We start from the raw sequence: 16,799 nt of genomic DNA, 5'->3' as shown, positions 1-16,799 counted from the left end.
GGACACCGTGCCCCGACCGGCCGGCGGGCAGAAAAAGAGGCGGCCCGGCAACTGCCGGGCCGCCCGCGTATGTTCCCCCGCGGTTGCTTACGCCACACGCCGCGCCGGCGCTGACCGCGCCGGACGCACCGGATGGGTGACACAGCCGTCCGCCGTCAGCGAGCACGGCCGCGGCGCGGCCGGTCTCGGGGACGGGGCCTCGAACATACCCATCAGCACCGGGTCCAGCCGGGTGACGGCCTTCGGCTCCGGTGCCCTCCGCCGCTCCGGCGTGCGCAGCAGCTCCAGATAGGCCGCCTCGCTCTCCGGCGCCGGGTCGATCCCCAGCTCCTCCGCCAGGACCTCCCTGAGCTGCTGATAGGTGCGCAGTGCCTCGGCCCGGTTGCCCGCCGTGCGGTGCGCGGCCATCCGGCACCGGTAGGCGCTCTCGCGGAACGGAGCACGGCGTACGGCCTCCTCGGCGTACCGCAGCGCGTGATGCTCGTCGCCGAGCGCGGACGAGGCCAGACTCGCTGTCTCCAGCGCGGACAGACGCAGCTCGTCGAGCCGCTCCCGCACGCTGTTGACCCACTCTCCCTCGTGGGCGGGAAGGAATGACCCGCGTAGATTTGACACGGCGGCGGACGCGAGCTGCTGCGCCACGGCGTAGGAGCCCGTCGTATACGCCTCGGCCGCCTCCGACAGCGCGGCCTCGGCACACTCGACGTCCACCGCCGCGTCGTCGGGCAGCCGCAGCAGATAGCGGCCTCCCTGGGCGACGAGCGGGGTGACGCCGGGCTGCTGCCGGGGAAACGTGACGAAGGTACGGACCCGGCTGACGACACTGCGCAGGGCCGAGGCCCAGGTGTCGGGCAGGCCGTCGGGCCAGACCGTGTCGGCCAGTTGGTCGCGGCTGGTACCGCCGGACCGTTCAAGGATGAGCCGGGCGAAGGCGACTTGGGCCTGGGCGCTGGACAGGTGCTGCGGAGGAACCCCTTCGGGTTCGATCGTGACGAGACCAGCAAGTCTGATGAGCAAGCTGTACTCCCCGGTGCGGTCGGCTGTCTGCCGGTTCCACCGGCGGCGGTCGCCGCCGGATACATGGTCGCAATCACGCCAGGGGGCCCGTCTCGATGGTCCTCTTGTGAAGGAGATCGGGACAAGAGGTGCATGCCCCCTGCACAAGATTTGGACGATACCAATCGGCCTTCTCCCCGTGTCAACACTGGCCGGGGAACATTCCCCGGGAATTGGTCGGAGAGCAGGATTCCGCTTCCTGGGCCCTGTCGCGTTCTTGTTGCGTTGTCGGATTTCCGCATTTCACAGTCGTGTTGCGCCCGGCTTGCGCGGCTGTCGTTGAATTGCGTCGCACTTTGAGTCCAAGGTTGAGCGGACTCCGGTAATTGTCCGAAACGTGGATGAGGAGACGCACGGTGAACACATCCGGAGGATGGGAACGTCTCGCGCCGAAACTGGACGCGACACTTCGTCGTGTGCAGTCCCTCGAGTGGGAGCCCGCCCGCCGCAACAGCTTCGTGACGTACACGGTCGAGCGTGACTCCGCTTACGCCGACCTCGACGGCGAGCGCCTCCTGATGATGTCGGGCTACAGCTATCTGGGCCTGGCGGGCGACGAACGCGTGGTGGCGGCGGCCAAGGCCGCGGTCGATCTGTACGGTACCGGCAACCACGGGGTGCGGGCGCTGGCGGGCTCGATCCCGCTGCACGAGGAACTGGAGGCGGAGGTCGCCCGGTTCGCCGGCCGCCAGGAGGCGATGGTCTTCGGCTCCGGCTACGCCGCCAACGTCGGTACGGTCGGCGGTCTGGTCGGGGGCGGGGACACCGTCTTCATCGACAAGTACGACCACGCGAGCATCGTCGACGGCTGCCGGCTCAGCGGCGCCACCGTCACCCGCTTCCGGCACAACGACGTCGACCACCTCGACCGGCGGCTGGCCGCCGCGAGCCCCGACGGGGTCAGGCTCGTCATCGTCGACAGCGTCTACTCCATGGACGGCGACATCGCCCCCCTGCCCGAGCTGCGCGCGGTCTGTGACGCGCACGGCGCGCTGCTGATGGTCGACGAGGCCCACGCCCTCGGTGTCATCGGTGCCACCGGCAAGGGCATCGAGGAGCACTTCGACTACACCGCGAAGGTCGACATCAAGCTGGGCACCCTGTCGAAGGCCATCCCCTCGATGGGCGGTTGGGTGGCCGGGCCCAGCGAGCTGATCGGCCATCTCAAGTACGCGGCACGGCCGTTCCTCTTCTCCGCGGCCCTCGGCCCGGCCCAGTCCGCCGCGGCCCTGGAGTCGCTGCGCATCCTGGAGCGCGAGCCCGAGCGGGTCAGCCACATCCAGCAGGAGTCCGCGCGGTTCCGCCGGATGCTGAACGAGGGCGGTATGCGCACCGGCGACAGCGAGACCGCGGTCGTCCCGGTCATCGCCGGTTCCGACGAGGCGGCCTACGACTACGCCACCGCCTGCCGCGCGGCCGGAGTCATCGGACTGCCGGTGGTCACCCCCGCCGTCCCCAACGACCTGGCGCGGCTGCGGATCGCGATCACCGCCCGGCACACCAAGGCGGACATCGACTTCGCCGCGGAGGCCTTCCTCAAGGCCGCCCACGCGTGCGGTCTGATCACGGCCTGACCCACCGGCCCCGCGCTCCGCGCCCGGCCCACCCTCACCCCGCGCGCCGGCCCCAGCCGGCCGCTGTCCGCCGTCCGCCGCTCGTACGGGATACGGGATCAGAGATGTCAACCTCACCGAGGCACGTACAGCTCAAAGCGCCTGTCGCGATCACCGGCATGGGCGTCGTCACACCGGCCGGCTGCACCCCCGACGACCTGTGGACCACACTGCGGGCCGGCCGGTCCACGGCCGCGACCCTCACCCATCTCGATCTGGAGCGTCACCGCGTACGGATCGGCTGCCGGGTCCGCGGACTCGACGAAACCGGTCTGGTGCCCGCCAAGGACGCCCGCAGGATGGACCCGTTCGCGCTGTACGGGACGACGGCGGCCCTCGCCGCCCACCGGGACGCGGGCGCCCCGGCCGTCGACCCGGACCGTACCGCGATCGTCGTCGGCAACGCCGTCGGCGGCCGGGCCACCAGCGACGCGGAGTCCAGGAACTTCACCGAGTCGGGACCGCACCGGGTCAATCCGCTGATGCCCCTGATGACGATGCCCAACGCGGCGGCGGCCCAGATCGCGATGCGGCTCGGCTGGCAGGGGCCCGCCCTGACCATCGCCACCACCTGCGCCAGCGGGGCCGACGCCATCGGCCACGCGCTGATGCTGCTCCAGACCTACCGGGCCGATGTCGTGCTGGCGGGGGGCTGCGAGTCGACACTGACGCCCGTCACCCTCGCCGGGTTCGGCAACCTCAACGCCGTGTCGCTGCGCAACGACGACCCGGAGAGCGCGTCCAGGCCGTTCGACGTCGACCGGGACGGCTTCGTGATGGGGGAGGGCGCCGGCTTCGTCGTACTGGAACGGCTCGACGACGCGCGGGCACGCGGCACCCGGGCCTACGCGACCGTCGCCGGCTACGCCTCCACCGCCGACGCGTTCCACCTCTCGATGCCGCTGCCGGACGGGGGCGCCGCGATCGGGGCCATGGCCGGAGCCATCGCCGACGCCGGCCTGGACCCCTCCGACATCGTCCACATCAACGCGCACGGCACCTCGACCCCGTTCAACGACCGGGCCGAAGCGACCGCGCTGGCCAAGGTGTTCGGCCCCGACGGGCCGCCGGTCACCGCGAACAAGAGCGTCATCGGTCATCTCATCGGGGCCGCCGGAGCCGTCGAACTGATCGCCACCGTCCAGGCGATGCGCGCGTGCGAGGTCCCCCCCACCGCCAACCACGAACGGCTGGAGCCAGGCATGGAAATCGACGTGGTCCACGGCGCCCCGCGCGCCGTCGCATCCGGTCCCGCGCTGTCCAACTCCTTCGGTTTCGGCGGCCACAACTCCAGCCTGGTGGTGGCGCCGGTATGACGACCGCCTCCGCACCCGCCGGGATCCCCGCCCCGGCCGCGACCCGTACCGTCACCGCCGAGGAGATCGCCGCCTACCGCGGCGCGGTCCGCGCCGAACTGCCCGTCACCAAGGACGAACTGGCCTCGCCCGTCCACGCGTTCGTCCTCGCCCACACCGTGGCCGAGCGGACCGTGGCCACGCTGACCGCCGACGAGCCCGGACCCGTCTCCGTCGTCCATCTCGCCCAGGACATCCGCGGCCACCGGCTCGTACGCCCCGGTGAGCGGGTCGCCGTACGCCTGGAGGTGCTCGGCGCCCGGCGCGAGGCGCGCGGGACCCGCGTCGCCCTGCGCTCCCGGCTCACCGGCGACGGGGCGAACGGCACCGAGGAGGCCGAGCCCTTCGCCGAACTGATCACCAGCGCCCTGCTGGTGGGCGCCACCACGCTCGAACCCTTCGGGGACATCACCGCGGGAGCCGCCGCGCCCGCGCCCGCCGGGGCCGGCGAGCCCGCCACCGTCGTCCATGAGCCGACCGCGGAGTGGATCCGCCGCTACGCCCACGCCTCCGGCGACGAGAACCCGATCCACCTCGACGAGGAAGCGGCCCGCGCGGCCGGATTCGGCTCCGTCATCGCCCACGGCATGAGCGTGGTGGCCCTGACGGTCGAGGAGATCGTCGACCGGTACGCCGACGGCGACGCCGCACGCGTACGGGGCATCGGCGGACGCTTCTCGGCGCCCGTCACACCCGGCGAGCCGCTCCGGCTCGACCTCCAGCCCGACGCGGCGGGACGCGTGGTGCGGTTCACCTGCCGCACCCCGGCGGGAGCGGCCGTCAAGAGCGGCTGGGTCGAACTGGCGGCGGCGGAGGCCGGGACGGCGGCCGGAGCGGCGCCGGAAGCGGTCACGGCGGCACACACCGGAGCGAGCACGGACACGGACACGGACACACCGACCCGGAACGCGCACCGAGACGGAGGCGACGATGACGAGTGACGGACTCGGCCTGGTGGGGGGATTCCTCTCCCAGGTCCGTGAGCGGCCCGATGCCACCGCCCTGCTGTGGAACGGCGAGGAGACCAGCTACCGCGAGCTGTACGAGCACGCCGGACGCGAACGCGACCGGCTGGCCCAGCTCGCCCTGGCCCCCGGCGAGCCCGTGGGCGTGCTCGCCACCAAGTCGCCCGCGGCCGTCGCCCTGGTGCTGGCCTGTCTGCTGGCACGGCGCCCCTTCCTGCTGCCCTCGCCCGCGCTCGCGCCCTCCCTGCTCGCGGATCTCTTCGCGCAGGCGGGCTGCCGCCAGGTCATCACCCCCGACGGCACGGACGCGGGCGTAGTGCCCAGCCCCGACGTCACCCCGCAGCCGCTGACACCCCGTGAGGCCGCCGAGGTGTCGTTCATGCTCACCACCTCCGGCTCCACCAGCCTGCCCAAGATCGTCCCACTGGGCCGGGAGGCCGTGAACCGGTTCGCCGCCTGGGCCGGCCCCGCCTTCTCGATCGGCCCCGGCAGCACGGTCCTCAACTACGCGCCGCTCAACTTCGACCTCTGCCTGCTGGACGTCTGGACGACACTGGCGCACGGCGGCCGGGTCGTCCTGGTCGACCCCGGCCTCGCCGCCCGCGGCGGCCACCTCCTCGACCTCCTCGAACGCCATGACGTCCAGGTGGTCCAGGCGGTGCCGATGTTCTACGGGCTGCTGCTCGACGCGGCCCGGCGGCGGGGGGCGGCCCTGCCCGGGGTCGAGCATGTGATGTTCAGCGGCGATGTCATCCCCGACCGCACCTTCGCGGCGCTGCCCGAGCTGTTCCCCAAGGCGCGCATCCACAACATCTACGGCTGCACCGAGACCAACGACAGCTTCATCCACGAGGTCGACACCGCCGCCACCGCCTTCCCGCCGGTGCCGATCGGTGTCCCGCTGCCGGGGGTCGAGGCGCTGATCCTCGACGAGCGGGGCGAACCGGTCGAGGGTCCGGGCTCCGGCGAGCTGTATGTGTCCACGCCCTTCCAGGCGGCCGGCTATCTCGACCGGACCCGCCACGCCGACAAGTTCACCGGCCATCCGCTGGGCCTCGACGACCGGCGCTGGTTCCGCACCGGCGACCTGGTACGGCGCGACGGCGACGGCCGGCTCCATCTCACCGGACGCAGCGACCACCAGGTCAAGGTGCGCGGGGTCGCCGTGAACACGGCGGAGGTCGAACGGGTGCTGCTCGACCACCCCGCGGTGCTCGAAGCGGGCGTGGCCGCCCTGCCCGACCCGATCGAGGGCCGCCGGCTCGTCGCCGCCGTCCAGGCCGCGCCCGGCAGCGGACTGAGCACCCTGACGCTCCGTCAGCACTGCGCCAGGAGCCTGCCCAGGGCGGCGGTCCCCGCGAAGCTCCACATCGTCGCGGAGCCGCTGCCGAAGACCGCCACAGGAAAGGTCGACCGCAAGGCGCTCGACCGTCTCCACGAGTTGTCAACAGCCAAAGGAAGGACGTCATGAGCCACGTCGGCACCATCAAGCAGTTCGTCATCGAGGAGTTCCTGCCGGATGTCACGGCCCAGGAGCTGGCTGACGACCACGACCTGCTCTCGGACGGGGTCATCGACAGCCTCGGTGTGCTGAAGCTGATCGCCTGGGTCGAGGACCGCTTCGAGGTGGCGATCGGCGACGCCGACCTCGACCCCAACAATTTCCGCAGTGTCGCGGCGATCGACGCGTTCATCGCCGGTGCGCGCCGTCCCGAGGTGGCAGGTAGCTAGCGGTGCATGACGCACTCATCGGCCTGCTGGAGCGGCGCGCGCCGGTCGGACGCGAGACCTGGCGGTCGTTCTGGGACGAGCTGGGCGACGGCGGCCTCGACCGGGCGCAGGCCCTCGCCCTGCTCGTATCCCTGACCACCGCGCTGCCCGCCCACGACACCCTGCGCGCACTGCTCGACTCACTGGCCGAACGGCGGCCCGCCGAACCGGCGGGCCGCTGGGCGGGCACGGTCAACGTGGTGGGCACCGGCGGCGGACCGAGGACCTTCAACATCTCCACCGCGTCGGCGTTCGTCGCCGCCGCGGCCGGGGTGCGGGTGGTCAAGACCGGCTCGCGCGCGTACACCGGCTCGCTCGGCTCCGTCGATCTGCTGGAACGGCTCGGCGTCCGGCTGACCTCCTCATACGAGGGGACCGCCGAGACGCTGGACCGGTTCGGGATCGCCTTCGCGGGCCCGTTCGTCTACCCGGTGCAGCTCACCCGGCTGGCCAGGACCATCGCGCCGACGAGCATGAAGCCCTTCGGCCGGTTCCTGAACGCGCTGGGTCCCTTCCTCGCCGATCTGCCCGTCACCGCGCAGATCACCGGGGTCTCGGCGAGCGCTCCGCTGGCCGAACTGCGCGCCCTCGCCACCACCGTCACCGGCCGCACCCTGTGGCTGACCACCAACGACCGCGGGGCCGACGAACTCCTCGGCTTCGCCGACAACACGATCCACACCCACGACGGCGGGGAACTGCGCCTCCCGGCGGGCGAACTGGTACCGGCCGACGGCGGCTTCGACGATCTCGCACCGGTCACCAACCCCGCCGACGCGCCCGCCCACTTCCTGTCCGTCCTCGCCGGCACCGCCGGTGAGGTGGCCACCCGTACGGTCTGCCTCAACGCCGCGGCGCTGTCCGTCGCGAGCGGCCACACGCCCGACTGGACGAAGGCCGTCGCCGTCGCCGAGGACGCCGTACGCGGCGGAGCCGCCCGCGATCTCGCCGAACGCGTGAGGACGGCGAACCATGGCTGACTTCTTCCCGCGGACCGCGCCCGGCGGGGGACCGGGGCTGGCGCTCTTCCTCAACGCCGGGGACCCGCCGCTCGACGTCCTCGCCGATCTGGTCCTCATGCTCGACGAGGAAGGCGTCGACTGCCTCGAACTGGCCGTGCCCTTCCCGGACTCGGTCACCGACGGGCCCGTGATCCGCCGCTCGGCCCGCCGCGCCCTGGACCGGGGCGTCGGGCTCGACGAGGTGCTGGCCTTCATCGCCGAGGTACGGCCCCGGCTGCGCCGGCTGCGGATCGCGCTGCTCGCCGACTGGAGCCACTCGCTCAAGCACCGGGACCCGGAGCCCACCCTCCGTACCATCGCGGACTCCGGCGCCGACGGGCTGCTCGTCCACGCGCTGCCGCCCCGGCTGCGCACCGCGCACTACACGGCCGCCCGCGCGGCCGGAGTGCCCGTCGTCACCACCTGCTACCAGCAGAGCCCGCCCGCGACCATGGCCGAGGCCGCGGCGGAGGCCACCGCGTATCTCTATCTCGTCGCCCACTACGGACGCAGCGGCACCGCTCCGGCCGCCGGCCACGCCGCACTGGCCGCCACGGTCACCGCGCTCCGGGCGCACACAGCGTCCCCGATAGCCATCGGCTTCGGGGTCAGGACCAGGCAGGACGTGGAGACCGTCGGAGCCTGCGGAGCCGATGCCGTAATCATCGGCTCCGCAGGTGTCGCCCGGATCGAGCAGTCGCTCGGTCAAGGGGGCGACGTCATCGACGGCTTCCGCGCCTTCGTCAGGTCCGTATCGCCCAACCGTTCCATCACACCCGAGAGAACTGGGAGCTGACCATGTTCATCCGCGATCTGGAGAACGTGAAGACGGTCGAGTGGGGCAACGGCCTGAGCCGTCGCTTCATCGTGGCCGCCGACGGCCTCGACTACAGCATCACCGACACTACCGTGCGCGCGGGTACCAAGTCCCGTCTGGAGTACCGCAATCACATCGAATCCTGCTACTGCATCGAGGGTTCCGGCGAAGTGATCGAGCTGGACGGCACCTCGCACCCGATCGTGCCCGGGGTCCTCTACTCGCTCAACGAGCACGACGCCCACTACCTCGTGGCCAGCCCGCACGAGGACCTGCGTCTGGTGTGCGTCTTCTCCCCGGCGCTCCAGGGCGACGAGGTGCACCAGCTCGACGAGCACGTCTCCTCCGCCTACTGATCCACAGGTCATCCCTACGTCACCCGCACGACCGCCCGCCACTGATCCGTAACGGAAAGGCTCGCCGTGATCCGCTGGAACGCCGACCAGGCCGAACTGCGCGAAGGTCTGGCCCGGTGGGGTGAGGCGCTCAGCGCCGGCCACATAGAACAGGACGAACAGGCCACGTTCTCCTGGGACAAGTGGAAACTGATCCGGGAGACCGGCATCCTCGGACTGCCCTTCGACGAGCGGTGGGGAGGCCTCGGCCAGTCCCTGCTCACCACCATGTATCTGCTCGAAGGGCTGGGCGAGCACTGCCGTGACTCCGGGCTGAGCTTCTCGGTCACCACCACCATGGCCAGTACCGGCGTACCGGTGGAGAAGTTCGGTACGGACGAGCAGAAGGAGCGGTATCTGACCCGGATCTGCTCCGGAGAACTGATCGGTGCCCATGCCATCACCGAGGCGGAGGGCGGCTCGGACGCCATGGCGATGACCACCCGGGCGGTACGGGACGGCGACCAGTTCGTCCTGAACGGCTCCAAGATCTTCGTCAGCAACGGCCCCGTCGCCGATGTGTTCGTCGTCTACGCGCGTACTCATCCGGACGGCGGTCCGCTCGGGGTCACCGCGTTCCTCGTGGACCGGGACACCCCGGGACTCACGATCGGCAAACCGACCAAGAAGATGGGCCTGCGGACCTCGCCGCTCAGCGAGTTGTTCTTCGACGAGTGCCGTATCCCCAGGACCCAGGTGCTCGGCCGGGTCGGCGGAGGGTTCATGGTGCTCGACCATGTGATGAAGCGGGAGATCCTCTTCTCGTTCATCGTCAACGTGGGGGAGATGCAGCACCGGCTCGACCGCTGCCTCGACTACGCGAAGACCCGCCGTTCCTTCGGCAGGACCATCGGCTCGTACCAGTCCGTCGCCAACAAGATCGTCGACACGAAGATCCGGCTGGAGACGGCGAGGAAGTGGCTGTACGACACCGGTGAACGGCTCGCGGCCGGCGAGAACGTCACGGTGGATCTGGCCATCGCCAAACTGGTGACGAGCGAGAGCAATCTGGAGACCAGTCTGATCGCCGTGCAGCTCTTCGGCGGGCACGGTTACATGACCGAGTACGGACTGGAGAAGGACGTGCGCAACGCCGTGGCCGGCACGATCTATTCCGGCACCACGGAGATCCAGTACAACCGCATCGCCTCGATGCTGGGCCTGGGCAAATGATCCCGGAGCCCGCCTCCGGGCTCCCGGCGGGACACTCGGCCGCACCCGAGACCCGCCGGGTTCTGAAAGTCTGCGGGGCCACCTCGCCCGACGACATCGCCACGCTGGCGGCCGCGGGAGCGGACTGCGTCGGCGTGTGGCACGGCGTACCGGGCGGCCATGCCGAGCTGCCCGAGGAGCGCCTCACCGAACTCGTCGCGGCGGCCCGTGCCACCGGCCGGCTCGAACCGGTCCTCGTCACCTTCCTCGGTGACCCCCAAGCCCTGACCGGCCTGGCGCGCCGCACCGGCCTGCGCTGGCTGCAACTGCACGCGTACCAGCCGCCCGCCGTCGTCGGCGCGCTGCGCGCCGCCCTGCCCGACGCGGTCCTCGTCAAAGTCCTCCATCTGCGCGGCGGGAGCTGTGTCGAACGCCCGCTGATCGGCGCGTACGAACGGGCGGGCACCGATCTGTTCCTGCTCGACACGGCCACCGAGGACGGCCGTATCGGCAGCACAGGACACCGGCTGGCGGAGCCCGACGTGCTGGCGCTGCTGCCCCGGCTCACCCGTCCGTTCCTGCTCGCGGGCGGGATCACCCCGTACAACCGTCCCGACTACGACGGCGTCGCCGCGCATCCCGGGTTCCGCGGTGTCGATGTCGACACCGGCGCCCGGGACGGCCGCGGACGCTTCTCGGCGCCCGCCGTCACCGCCCTGGCCCGCGCCTGGCGGACCGCCCTGTCCCCCGAGGAGTCCGTATGACCGCCCGTTTCCTGGAAGCCCTGCTGGCCGCGGACCGCCCCCTGGTCATGGAGGTCAAACGGCGCGACGCCCACGGCTACGACCTGCTCGGCGGACGGACCCCGGTCGCGATCGTCGAGTCGTACGAGGCCGCGGGCGCCCCGTGCATCTCGGTGGTGACCGGACGCTGGTTCGGCGGGACCCCCGCCCTGCTGCGCGATGTCGCCGCGCTCACCGATCTGCCGCTGCTCCAGAAGGACTTCATCACCCGCAGGGACCAGCTCAAGACCGCGGTGGAACTGGGTGCCTCCGCCGTGCTGCTGACCGCCGCCCTGCTGCCCAGGTCCAGCATGCGCACCCTCATCACCGCCGCGCTCGGCAACGGCCTCACGCCCTTCGTGGAGGTGACCGAGGAGTCCGAGCTCGACGGTCTGCCGCACACCGACGAATGTGTGATCGCCGTCAACAACAAGGACATCAAGGCCAAGGAGAGCGACCGGGGCAACCTCGACCGCAGCCTCGCCCTGCTGCCCGCGCTCCAGGCCGCCGGGACGCCGTGCCCGGTCAGCGCCAGCGCCATCGACAGCCCGCTCGCCGCCGCCAGGCTGCTCGACGCGGGCTTCGCCGGACTGCTGGTCGGCACCTCGCTGCTGCGCACCGCGAGCGCCAGCGCCTGGCTCGACGAACTGGACCGCGCCAGGAACAGCTCCGTGGCCGCCCGCAAGGCCTGACGGCCCGGCCGCGCGGGTCCTTCGCCCGGAACGGGCCGCGCGCCCCGTGGACCGTACGGCAGGTCGCCAGGTCGCCCGCCCGGCTGCCGCGCCCCGCGCCCCGTTTCCCGTACCGCTCCTGCACCCGCTCCCCAGGAGAGCCGCCCGCCATGACCGCACCCGTCGCACCCGCCGTCCCCGCAGAACCGGCCGTTCCCGTCGCACCCGCCGTCCCCGCCGCACCGGCCGTTCCTGTCGTACCCGCCGTCCCCGCCGCACCCCCCGTCCCCGCAGCACCGGCCGTCCCCGCCGCACCGGCCGTCCTAGCCACGCCCGTCGTGCCGGCCGCGCCCGCCGTACATGCCGTGATCCTCGACGCCGACGGCATCGAGATGTCGGGTCTGCTCGCCGAACCCGAGGGCGTCGAGCCCCGCGCCGTGATCGTCGCCATCCACGGCCGGGGCATGTGCGCCGACTACTTCAACGGGCTGACCGACCCGGCCGGCTCCCTGCTCGCGCTCGGCGCGCGGCTGGGGTACTCCGTGCTGGCACTCGACCGCCCCGGCTACGGCGCCTCCGCACGGCAGCTTCCGGAGGGCCAGCCCCTCGGCGAGCAGGCGACGACCCTGCACGCGGCGCTCACCGACTTCGCCCGCCACCACAGGACCGGGGCCGGCTTCTTCGTGGTCGCCCACTCCGACGGCGGCAAGGTCAGCCTGCACATGGCGGCGCAGGAGGCGGGCGCCTCGCTGATCGGCCTCGACATCAACGGCTGCGGCTGGCGGTACGCCCGCGAGGCCCGGCACTTCCCCGACACCCTCGGTGGCGGCGCCTCCCGCCTCAACTGGGGTCCCCTGAACCTCTACGCGCCCGGCACGTTCCGCGCGAGCCGTTCCCTGCTGAGGTCCGTACCCCGGCGCGAGGAGATCCAGACGGCGGTGTGGCCCATCCAGTACCCGCGGCTGGCCGGCCGGATCACCAGCCCCCTGCGGCTGACCTTCGCCGAGCACGAGCTGTGGTGGGAGCTGGACGACGCCTCCCTGACCTCGATGACGGGCCGGCTGACGGCCGCGCCCCGCGTCACCGTGGACCGGCTGCCCGCCGCCGGGCACAACATCAGCATCGGCCGCGCGGCCCGCACCTACCATCTGCGGGCCGTGGCCTTCCTGGAGGAGTGCCTGCTGCTCGGCGGGGGCGACGCCAGGCGCGTCTGAACTCCCGTCCCCGCGCGGCCGGTTGACGGGGCCGGCCCGTACCCGTGATCAGTCCGTGGTCTTCCCCGGGTACCCGCGGCCCATCGCGGTTACTGTGTGCGGACCGTACGCATCCACACACCGAGCGACCAGGAAGGACACCCCGCCATGGCGGCAGAGAACGTGGAACGTCCGCGGCACTCCCGGCCGGGCCCGCGCCCGCTGACGGCCGACGGAGGGCGCTCGTACTCCTTCGAGTTCTTCCCGCCCAAGACCGAGGCGGGTGAGCGCACGCTCTGGAACGCGATCCGCCGTATCGAGGCGCTCGCGCCCACCTTCGTCTCGGTGACCTACGGGGCCGGGGGCTCCTCGCGCGACCGTACGATCGAGGTCACCAAGCGCATCGCCGCCGAGACCACGCTGCGCCCGGTCGCCCATCTCACCGCGGTCGGCCATTCCGTGGCCGAACTGCGCCACATCATCGGCCAGTACGCGGACGCCGGGATCCGGGATGTCCTCGCCCTGCGCGGCGATCCGCCGGGCGACCCGCGCGGCGAGTGGGTCCGCCATCCCGAGGGCTTCGCCCAGGCGAGCGAACTGGTCTCCCTCATCCGGGAGTTGGGCGACTTCACCGTGGGCGTGGCGGCGTTCCCCGAACGCCATCCGCGGTCGGCGGACTGGGAGAGCGACATCCGCCACTTCGTGGCCAAGTGCCGGGCGGGCGCCGACTACGCGATCACCCAGATGTTCTTCCATGTGGAGGACTACCTCCGGCTCCGCGACCGGCTCGAGGCCGCCGGGTGCACGACGCCGATCATTCCGGAGATCATGCCGGCCACCGACGTCCGGCAGATCCGCCGTTTCGCGGAACTCAGCGACGCCCGGTTCCCCGACGATCTGGCCGAGCGGCTGGAAGCGGCCCGTGACCAGCCGGGGGAGGGCCACCGCATCGGTGTCGAGTACGCCACGGCCATGGCCGGGCGCCTGCTCGCGGAAGGCGCCCCGGGGCTGCACTACATCACCCTGAACCGCTCCACGGCCACACTGGAGATCCACCAGAACCTGGGCGTCGGCCCGGGGGTCCGGAGCGTCCCCCTGCCCGCTGCCGCCTCCGCCCCCGCGGCCTAGGATCTTTCGTCTGGATCTGCCGGGGCACGCGAGCCCGGCAAGATCCAGACGAAAGGCCCCAGGCTCTCCGGCGCGGGGTGCTCCGCCCGCTGGAGTCCTGGTCGAGGACGGCTCCAGCGGGTCTGGCGGGCCACCGCCCGGCCTGCCATGATCTTCTGGCCGGTCAACTCCGGCTTGGACGCTGAGATATGAATCTGAGCTTCGTGGCTATGTACCGTCTCATCGCACTGGACTTGACTGGTCTCATGACGCGGATCATGAGAATTGCCCAGGGAACCGGACCAAAGGCCGCGTGGACACTCTGAGATCAGCGGGCAGACCCTTCGCCGTGTCACACGTCGGCGGCGGCGTCGACGACGACACCGTGGCGGCCGCCGGATCACCTCGTATCGGACGGCTTCGACCACCAGACAAGGACATCCCATGAGCTACAACCCGGCCGGAACCCCCAATCCCTACGCCGCCCACCCGCCGCAGGCCCCCGTCGCGGCGCCCGTGCGCCAGAGCAGGGCGGTCGGGCCGCTGCTGATGATCGCCACGGTCGCGATGGGGCTCATGGCGGGTCTCTTCTTCGCGTACGACATCTCCGTCATGCCCGGTCTGGCCAGGACGGACGACCGTACGTACATCGACGCGATGCAGAACTTCAACGCCCTGATCGACGGCAACGGACTGTTCGGCATGGTCTTCGTCGGAGCCCTGCTGGCCGCCGCGGTCGCGGCGTTCCTGGAGCACCGTCAGGGCCGCCGGGGCGCGGCGCTGTGGATCGGCGCCGCGGCCGCGCTCTATCTGGTGGCCCTGTTGATCACGTTCAGCGTCAACATCCCGCTCAACAACGAGCTGGCCGCCGCCGGTGACCCGGCCAAGATCACGGACTTCTCGATCGTCGACAAGTTCAAGGGCACCTGGGAGACGAGCAATATCGTGCGGACCCTGGTCTGCACGGCGGCGCTGGGCTTCCTGGCCCGCGCGCTGGTGCTGCACGGCCGTGGCAGCGGTGCCGCCGCCGCTGTCGCTCCCGCGATGCGCCCGTACGGCGTCTGACGGAGCGAACGGCCGGAAGAACGAACGAACAGAGGCCGGAAGAGCGAACGAACAGAGGAGGGGGCGACGGGCCCGGAGCCCGTCGCCCCCTCTCGCGTTTCTCCCGTGCCCGACGGGGGCCCCGGCGTACACCCAGGCCCACGGCCGTACACGCACGGGCCCCGGCCACCCGTGCGGGCGGGGCCGGGGCCCGTGTGAGCCGAAGCCGCCGTCAGCCGACCGGAGCGGGCGGAGTGGCCGAGGGGCTCTCCGCGGCCCGTTCCTGCTTGCTCTCCTCGGCGAGCCGCTCCAGACCACTGGTCGTCTTGAGCGGCTTCTCCTTGAGGAAGAGCACCGCGACCAGCGCGAGAGCGGCGAAGGGTGCGGCGACGAGGAAGAGCTCCGCCGTGGCCACGCCGTACGCGTGCTGCACGATCTCCCGCATCGGCGCGGGCAGCGTGGCGATGTCGGGTACGGCACCCTCGCCCGAGCCGCCGGACGCCGACTGGCCGGCGCCGCCCAGGCTCTTGGTCATCTCGGCCGTCACCCGGTTGGCGAGGATCGCGCCCAGCACGCTCGTCCCGATCGTGCCTCCCATGCTGCGGAAGAACGACAGCACCGAGGTGGCCGCGCCGAGCTCCGCCGCCGGCACGTCGTTCTGTGCCGCGAGCACCAGGTTCTGCATCAGCATGCCGACGCCGATACCGAGAACGGCCATATAGAGGCTGAGGACGCCGAAGCCGGTGTCGGCGTCGATGGTGGCCAGCAGACCGAGACCGCCCGTCATGATCACGGCGCCCGCGATCAGATGGATCTTCCACTTGCCGGTGGCGCTGATGATCTGGCCGGCGACCGTGGAGGACACCAGCAGACCGAGGATCATCGGCAGGCTCATCAGCCCCGCGACGGTCGGGGACTTGCCGAGCGAGATCTGGAAGTACTGCGAGAGGAAGACGGTTCCGCCGAACATCGCGACACCGACCAGCAGGCTGGCCACCGTGGTCAGGGAGACGGTGCGGTTGCGGAAGATGTCCAGCGGGATGATCGGTTCGGGGACCCGCGCCTCCACGAACACCGCGGCGGCCAGGAGCACGACCCCGGTGCCGGTCAGCGCGGCCGTCTGCCAGGACGCCCAGTCGAAGCGGTTGCCCGCCAGCGTGGTCCAGATCAGCAGCGCGCTGACACCGGCGACGATCAGGAAGGCGCCCAGGTAGTCGATCTTCACCTCACGGCGCACCGTGGGCAGTCGCAGGGTGCGCTGGAGGATCAGGATCGCGGCGAGGGCGAAGGGCACCCCGATGAAGAAGCACCAGCGCCAGCCCAGCCAGGAGGTGTCCACCAGCACACCGCCGACGAGCGGCCCGGCGACCGTGCCGACGGCGAAGACCGCGCCGAAGATACCGGCGTACTTGCCCAGCCGCCGGGGCGGGATGACCGCCGCCATCACGACCTGGGCGAGGGCGGTCAGACCACCCGCGCCGATGCCCTGGACGACCCGGCTGAAGATGAGCAGCCCGACGCCCTGCGAGAAGCCGGCGAGCAGCGACCCCACCACGAACATGGCGAGCGAGAGCTGGAGCAGCAGCTTCTTGTTGTAGAGGTCGGAGAGCTTGCCCCACAGCGGCACGGTCGCCGTCATGGCCAGCAGTTCGGCGGTGACCACCCAGGTGTACGAGGACTGGCTGCCGTGCAGGTCGGCGACGATGCGGGGCAGCGCGTTGGCGACGACCGTGCCGGCCAGGATGGCCACGAACATACCGGCCATCAGACCCGACATGGCCTGGAGTATCTGCCGGTTGGACATGGAGGTGGGCGCCTGTTCGGGCGCCTCGGTTGCACTCAAGGTGTCCTTCTTCGGATGGTGGTGGAAAGTCGGAG

At 71.5% G+C, this 16,799-nt stretch carries 16 protein-coding genes; 14 read left to right on the top strand and 2 right to left on the bottom strand.

The genetic code is table 11. The features are described 5' to 3' along the window. Positions 1-87: 87 nt before the first annotated feature. The gene (locus ACFYYH_RS14590; RefSeq protein WP_388550327.1) at positions 88-1,017 is read right to left on the bottom strand and encodes a BTAD domain-containing putative transcriptional regulator; all 930 of its coding nucleotides are present in this window, start codon (positions 1,015-1,017) and stop codon (positions 88-90) included. A gap of 455 nt (positions 1,018-1,472) precedes the next feature. Here ACFYYH_RS14590 and ACFYYH_RS14585 point away from each other — a divergent pair, with 455 nt between their 5' ends. The 14 genes from ACFYYH_RS14585 to ACFYYH_RS14520 all read left to right on the top strand — a co-directional run bounded on the left by ACFYYH_RS14585 (position 1,473) and on the right by ACFYYH_RS14520 (position 14,942). Then, entirely contained in the window at positions 1,473-2,630 is a 1,158-nt protein-coding gene (locus ACFYYH_RS14585) for an aminotransferase class I/II-fold pyridoxal phosphate-dependent enzyme (RefSeq protein ID WP_388550324.1), read from the top strand. Positions 2,631-2,734: 104 nt separating this feature from the next. Then, the gene (locus ACFYYH_RS14580; protein ID WP_388550322.1) at positions 2,735-3,985 is read left to right on the top strand and encodes a beta-ketoacyl-[acyl-carrier-protein] synthase family protein; all 1,251 of its coding nucleotides are present in this window, start codon (positions 2,735-2,737) and stop codon (positions 3,983-3,985) included. Further along, the gene (locus ACFYYH_RS14575) at positions 3,982-4,965 is read left to right on the top strand and encodes a MaoC/PaaZ C-terminal domain-containing protein (protein ID WP_388550319.1); all 984 of its coding nucleotides are present in this window, start codon (positions 3,982-3,984) and stop codon (positions 4,963-4,965) included. Before ACFYYH_RS14580 ends, ACFYYH_RS14575 begins: the two co-directional genes overlap by 4 nt. Then, positions 4,955-6,460: an AMP-binding protein gene (locus ACFYYH_RS14570; RefSeq protein ID WP_388550316.1), complete on the top strand. Its 1,506-nt coding sequence runs from the start codon at positions 4,955-4,957 to the stop codon at positions 6,458-6,460. The genes ACFYYH_RS14575 and ACFYYH_RS14570 overlap by 11 nt, the downstream gene beginning before the upstream one ends. Continuing rightward, on the top strand, positions 6,457-6,720 hold the full coding sequence (locus ACFYYH_RS14565) for an acyl carrier protein (RefSeq protein WP_046502413.1): 264 nt from the start codon (positions 6,457-6,459) through the stop codon (positions 6,718-6,720). Before ACFYYH_RS14570 ends, ACFYYH_RS14565 begins: the two co-directional genes overlap by 4 nt. Before the next feature lie 2 nt (positions 6,721-6,722). Continuing rightward, entirely contained in the window at positions 6,723-7,739 is a 1,017-nt protein-coding gene (locus ACFYYH_RS14560; RefSeq protein ID WP_388550313.1) for a hypothetical protein, read from the top strand. Then, positions 7,732-8,556 carry a tryptophan synthase subunit alpha gene (gene trpA, locus ACFYYH_RS14555; RefSeq protein ID WP_388550310.1) on the top strand — a complete coding sequence of 275 codons (825 nt, stop codon included), beginning with the start codon at positions 7,732-7,734 and terminating at the stop codon, positions 8,554-8,556. The genes ACFYYH_RS14560 and trpA overlap by 8 nt, the downstream gene beginning before the upstream one ends. Before the next feature lie 2 nt (positions 8,557-8,558). Beyond that, positions 8,559-8,933: an ectoine synthase gene (locus tag ACFYYH_RS14550; protein ID WP_388550307.1), complete on the top strand. Its 375-nt coding sequence runs from the start codon at positions 8,559-8,561 to the stop codon at positions 8,931-8,933. Positions 8,934-8,999: 66 nt separating this feature from the next. Then, positions 9,000-10,145, top strand: coding sequence for an acyl-CoA dehydrogenase family protein (locus tag ACFYYH_RS14545; protein WP_388550304.1), 1,146 nt, complete (start codon positions 9,000-9,002; stop codon positions 10,143-10,145). Further along, a complete protein-coding gene (locus ACFYYH_RS14540) occupies positions 10,142-10,888 on the top strand; it encodes an N-(5'-phosphoribosyl)anthranilate isomerase (protein WP_388550301.1) in 747 nt (248 codons plus the stop codon). Before ACFYYH_RS14545 ends, ACFYYH_RS14540 begins: the two co-directional genes overlap by 4 nt. Continuing rightward, positions 10,885-11,598, top strand: coding sequence for an indole-3-glycerol-phosphate synthase (locus tag ACFYYH_RS14535; RefSeq protein WP_388550298.1), 714 nt, complete (start codon positions 10,885-10,887; stop codon positions 11,596-11,598). The genes ACFYYH_RS14540 and ACFYYH_RS14535 overlap by 4 nt, the downstream gene beginning before the upstream one ends. A 149-nt stretch (positions 11,599-11,747) precedes the next feature. Next, a complete protein-coding gene (locus ACFYYH_RS14530) occupies positions 11,748-12,791 on the top strand; it encodes an alpha/beta hydrolase (RefSeq protein WP_388550295.1) in 1,044 nt (347 codons plus the stop codon). Between the two features lie 147 nt (positions 12,792-12,938). Next, complete coding sequence (metF, locus tag ACFYYH_RS14525; RefSeq protein WP_388550292.1) at positions 12,939-13,898, top strand: methylenetetrahydrofolate reductase [NAD(P)H]; 960 nt, start codon at positions 12,939-12,941, stop codon at positions 13,896-13,898. Between the two features lie 423 nt (positions 13,899-14,321). Then, positions 14,322-14,942 (top strand): DUF1772 domain-containing protein, encoded by a 621-nt coding sequence (locus ACFYYH_RS14520; RefSeq protein WP_388550289.1) that lies wholly within the window; start codon positions 14,322-14,324, stop codon positions 14,940-14,942. A gap of 211 nt (positions 14,943-15,153) precedes the next feature. Here the strand turns inward: ACFYYH_RS14520 and ACFYYH_RS14515 are convergent, their stop codons facing one another. After that, entirely contained in the window at positions 15,154-16,764 is a 1,611-nt protein-coding gene (locus tag ACFYYH_RS14515; RefSeq protein WP_388550286.1) for an MDR family MFS transporter, read from the bottom strand. Between the last annotated feature and the right edge of the window lie 35 nt (positions 16,765-16,799).

This window comes from Streptomyces sp. NPDC002018 (genome assembly GCF_042890865.1).
In the GTDB taxonomy this organism is placed as follows: Bacteria; Actinomycetota; Actinomycetes; order Streptomycetales; family Streptomycetaceae; genus Streptomyces.
Note: the sequence above shows the minus strand (reverse complement) of the source record. Positions and strands in the feature narration are given on the sequence as shown.

Excerpts from the sequence above, each read along its gene's own strand:
- ACFYYH_RS14580 (WP_388550322.1), top strand. The coding sequence starts at position 2,735 with ATGTCAACCTCACCGAGGCACGTACAGCTCAAAGCGCCTGTCGCGATC.
- ACFYYH_RS14575 (WP_388550319.1), top strand. The coding sequence starts at position 3,982 with ATGACGACCGCCTCCGCACCCGCCGGGATCCCCGCCCCGGCCGCGACC.
- ACFYYH_RS14570 (WP_388550316.1), top strand. The coding sequence starts at position 4,955 with ATGACGAGTGACGGACTCGGCCTGGTGGGGGGATTCCTCTCCCAGGTC.
- ACFYYH_RS14565 (WP_046502413.1), top strand. The coding sequence starts at position 6,457 with ATGAGCCACGTCGGCACCATCAAGCAGTTCGTCATCGAGGAGTTCCTG.
- trpA (WP_388550310.1), top strand. The coding sequence starts at position 7,732 with ATGGCTGACTTCTTCCCGCGGACCGCGCCCGGCGGGGGACCGGGGCTG.
- ACFYYH_RS14550 (WP_388550307.1), top strand. The coding sequence starts at position 8,559 with ATGTTCATCCGCGATCTGGAGAACGTGAAGACGGTCGAGTGGGGCAAC.
- ACFYYH_RS14540 (WP_388550301.1), top strand. The coding sequence starts at position 10,142 with ATGATCCCGGAGCCCGCCTCCGGGCTCCCGGCGGGACACTCGGCCGCA.
- ACFYYH_RS14535 (WP_388550298.1), top strand. The coding sequence starts at position 10,885 with ATGACCGCCCGTTTCCTGGAAGCCCTGCTGGCCGCGGACCGCCCCCTG.
- ACFYYH_RS14530 (WP_388550295.1), top strand. The coding sequence starts at position 11,748 with ATGACCGCACCCGTCGCACCCGCCGTCCCCGCAGAACCGGCCGTTCCC.
- metF (WP_388550292.1), top strand. The coding sequence starts at position 12,939 with ATGGCGGCAGAGAACGTGGAACGTCCGCGGCACTCCCGGCCGGGCCCG.
- ACFYYH_RS14520 (WP_388550289.1), top strand. The coding sequence starts at position 14,322 with ATGAGCTACAACCCGGCCGGAACCCCCAATCCCTACGCCGCCCACCCG.